The 3,011-nt window shown below is 35.7% G+C and carries 4 protein-coding genes; all 4 read left to right on the top strand.

Features of this window, described 5'->3' with window-relative positions; genetic code table 11:
* Nucleotides 1-311 precede the first annotated feature (311 nt).
* Complete coding sequence (locus M0P98_09455) at nucleotides 312-572, top strand: GIY-YIG nuclease family protein (protein MCK9267072.1); 261 nt, start codon at nucleotides 312-314, stop codon at nucleotides 570-572.
* Between the two features lie 121 nt (nucleotides 573-693).
* Entirely contained in the window at nucleotides 694-2,013 is a 1,320-nt protein-coding gene (locus tag M0P98_09450) for a hypothetical protein (protein MCK9267071.1), read from the top strand.
* Between the two features lie 8 nt (nucleotides 2,014-2,021).
* On the top strand, nucleotides 2,022-2,450 hold the full coding sequence (locus M0P98_09445) for a hypothetical protein (protein MCK9267070.1): 429 nt from the start codon (nucleotides 2,022-2,024) through the stop codon (nucleotides 2,448-2,450).
* Nucleotides 2,451-2,452: 2 nt separating this feature from the next.
* Complete coding sequence (locus tag M0P98_09440; protein MCK9267069.1) at nucleotides 2,453-2,944, top strand: prepilin-type N-terminal cleavage/methylation domain-containing protein; 492 nt, start codon at nucleotides 2,453-2,455, stop codon at nucleotides 2,942-2,944.
* Nucleotides 2,945-3,011 lie beyond the last annotated feature (67 nt).

Here is a 3,011-nt window from a genome sequence, read left to right as displayed (position 1 = left end):
TGGTACTACGGCGCATACACCTTCTACGCCACAATCGGGCACTCTGAGAACTTACCCTTCTGCATATAAAGCATCTCCGAAGGGTTCAACAGGCTCAGAGTAAGGGAACAAAAGGCTTGAACCTTTTGTTAACAGCCCGATTCTTGCTTGAGTTGTAGTAGCACCTCGTAATTCGTTCATAGACACATACTTTTTTAACGAAATAAGAACAATGATAAAGACGAGGATTGCCACGTCGCAGGACGGCTCGCAAGACAAGCAAATGGCGTCGGTAAAAAAATATGACCTTTAAATATTATTCGGTTTACATAATGAGTAATAAAAGCAATAGAGTTTTATATACAGGAGTTACCAACGATCTTGCAAGAAGAATTTTTGAACATAGAGAAAAAATTGTTGATGGATTTACAAAAAAGTATAATATTTATAAATTGCTCTATTATGAAGTATATGAAGACATAGAGAACCCTTTGTTCCGTGAAAAACAGATAAAGAGCGGTTCAAGAGCATCAAAAATTGTGCTTATTGAAAGCATGAATCCTGAATACAAGGATTTATACAACGAATTATGAGGATCGGCACATAAGATATCCCCCATTCTGAGTTTGCGAGCGTTTCTTAGCGCGGCAATCCCGCCGTAGGCGAAAAGGAGGGGAACAGATTACTAAAATTACAAATATAGGAGACACTAATATGAAAAAACAATTTCTAAAGATGTTGCTGGTTACCAATCTTGGAATTGTTCTTTTTTCTGCTACAAACTATTCTTTTGCTTCAAATAAAATCACTATAAATTTTTATCACGCAGAATTGAAGACCGTTCTTGAAACATTAAGCAGAGAAACAGGGATAAACCTTATATCAAGTACTGAACTTGGTAACCAACCGGTAAGTATCTATATGGAAAATGTTGATAAAATACAAGCAGTAGATGCTATACTTGATGCAAACGGACTATTCCGTGAAAAGATTTCTGGGACAGAAATATATGTTGTAAAAAAGATAACAGCACCTATTCCTGTGCAAGCACCAGTACCATCTTTATTTAGTCAGGTATTCTTTTTGAAGTATGCTAAAGCAGAAGATTTAGGTAAAATTGTCTCCTCTTTCGCAAGCAAACAAGGGCATATAATTGTTGATAGCAGGACCAATAGCATTACTGTTAGAGATACAAAGAACAACCTTAAAGAACTTGAAACGATTATTTTACAGTTAGATAAGATTGTAACACAGGTTTCTATCGAAGCGGTTTTGGTAGAAATATCAGATAGCAACCTTAGTGACCTCGGAATACATTGGAATCTCGAAGGTAATTTTATTGGACCTTCAATAGATACACCTTTCCCATGGAGTAAAAAAGGTTTTACAGAAAATATTGTAAGCGGAAGAGCCGGTACTTCTGATAACCCTCAGTTTATGCTCGGTTCACTATCATTCCAAAATCTGACCGCTTCTTTAAAAATTTTACAATCAGAAGGTAAAGCAAATATTCTTGCCAACCCAAAAATTACTACCCTTAACGATAAGACTGCAGAGATGAAGATTATAAAGAATATGGCTGTTGCCCCAAAAATGATGCCAACTGACGATGGTAGGTTGTTATTTAGTGAGTATGAGTATAGAGATGTTGGGGTTACTCTTAAGGTTACCCCTAAAATTAATGAGGAGGGTTTTATTGTTATGGAGGTAGAACCTATTGTTAGTTCTGCTGTCCAATCTTCTGTCTTTACTTCTCCTCCAGCCGTTGATACCTACGAAAGAAAAGTTAAAACAAGTGTTCTTATTAAAGATGGTTCTACATTAGTTATAGGTGGGCTTACCAGACAAGATTCTACCAAAACCACAAACAAAGTGCCTCTTTTAGGGGATATTCTTCCATTTTTATTTAGTAACAAAACTGGACAGAAAGAGAAGGTAGAACTTGTTATCTTTATTACTCCGCGTATAGTTAATCAAGACTCAGCGACTGTCTTTGCTGATGAAGAAATAAAGAGAATGTTACCTGAAAATTAAGGTTCTTTATGATAAAAATAATTAAGAGTGTAAATCACAACTTTAAAAGAGGTAATACTCTGATAGAGATAATCATTGCTACGGTAATCTTTCTTGCTTCTATTATTGCTGGGTTATTCTTCTTCTCTCAAGGACGTGTTGATATTAACTTATCAGGCAGTTACAGGCAGGCAAAAGAGTTGGTAGATGCACAATTTGAAATCCTTAGAGAAGCCCATTGGAACGATATTTTGGATATATCAGAGATGGAAGAAGGGTTGATAGAAACAGGACTAAAAGTAGGGAATGTTACTTTTACTCGCACAACTATTATTGAATCTCCAGAAAACGAAAATTTAGACGATTATATGCAGGTAGCAAAAGTAAAAGTTGAATGGACTGAAAAAGGTAAAACTCAAGAGATAGAGTTAGAAACAGTTATTGCACGAGCAAAATAAATATGGAAATAAAAAAAGGGTTTACTTTAATAGAATTTATTGTTGCAATGGCAGTAGGCGCTATACTTCTTGTTGTGGCTGGAGTGCTCCAAACAACTTCAAGTAGTTTATGGTTGAAAGGTTCAAATAAGGTTTTTTTACAGACAGAATCGTCCTTTGCTCTTGCTATCATATCTAAATCTGTTAGACACTCAAATTTAGCAGAAGTTCTTGATGATGGAACTACCTTACAATTAACTAAAGTATATAGGGACCAAGATAACGAGATAACAACTTTTTTCCTTGAAGGTAAAGATTTGAAACAGCAGGTTGATGATGAGGATAGTACTGTTATCCTTAAAGATATTGTTGATGATGTTCTCTTTACATTTCCTGCGGAAGATATGTATAATAATATTATATACAGGGGGGTTAGAGTAAAGATGACCCTTTTGAAAAGTAAAGAGTCCTTTTCGTCTGAAAAGGTGATTGCAATGAGAAACATCGCATTTTAGTAGGGATAAAGACGAGGGAATTGCCCTTGCTTGTCTTTCCGGACTTGTTCCGGAATCTCGGTTTTAC

It is taken from the genome of bacterium (assembly GCA_023230585.1).
Classification (GTDB): domain Bacteria; phylum Ratteibacteria; class UBA8468; order B48-G9; family JAFGKM01; genus JALNXB01.
The sequence above is the reverse complement of the archived record's forward strand: the minus strand, read 5'-3'. Positions and strand labels throughout refer to the sequence as shown.

Coding starts and splice junctions, on each gene's coding strand:
- M0P98_09440 (MCK9267069.1), top strand. CDS start 2,453: ATGGAAATAAAAAAAGGGTTTACTTTAATAGAATTTATTGTTGCAATG.
- M0P98_09445 (MCK9267070.1), top strand. CDS start 2,022: ATGATAAAAATAATTAAGAGTGTAAATCACAACTTTAAAAGAGGTAAT.
- M0P98_09455 (MCK9267072.1), top strand. CDS start 312: ATGAGTAATAAAAGCAATAGAGTTTTATATACAGGAGTTACCAACGAT.
- M0P98_09450 (MCK9267071.1), top strand. CDS start 694: ATGAAAAAACAATTTCTAAAGATGTTGCTGGTTACCAATCTTGGAATT.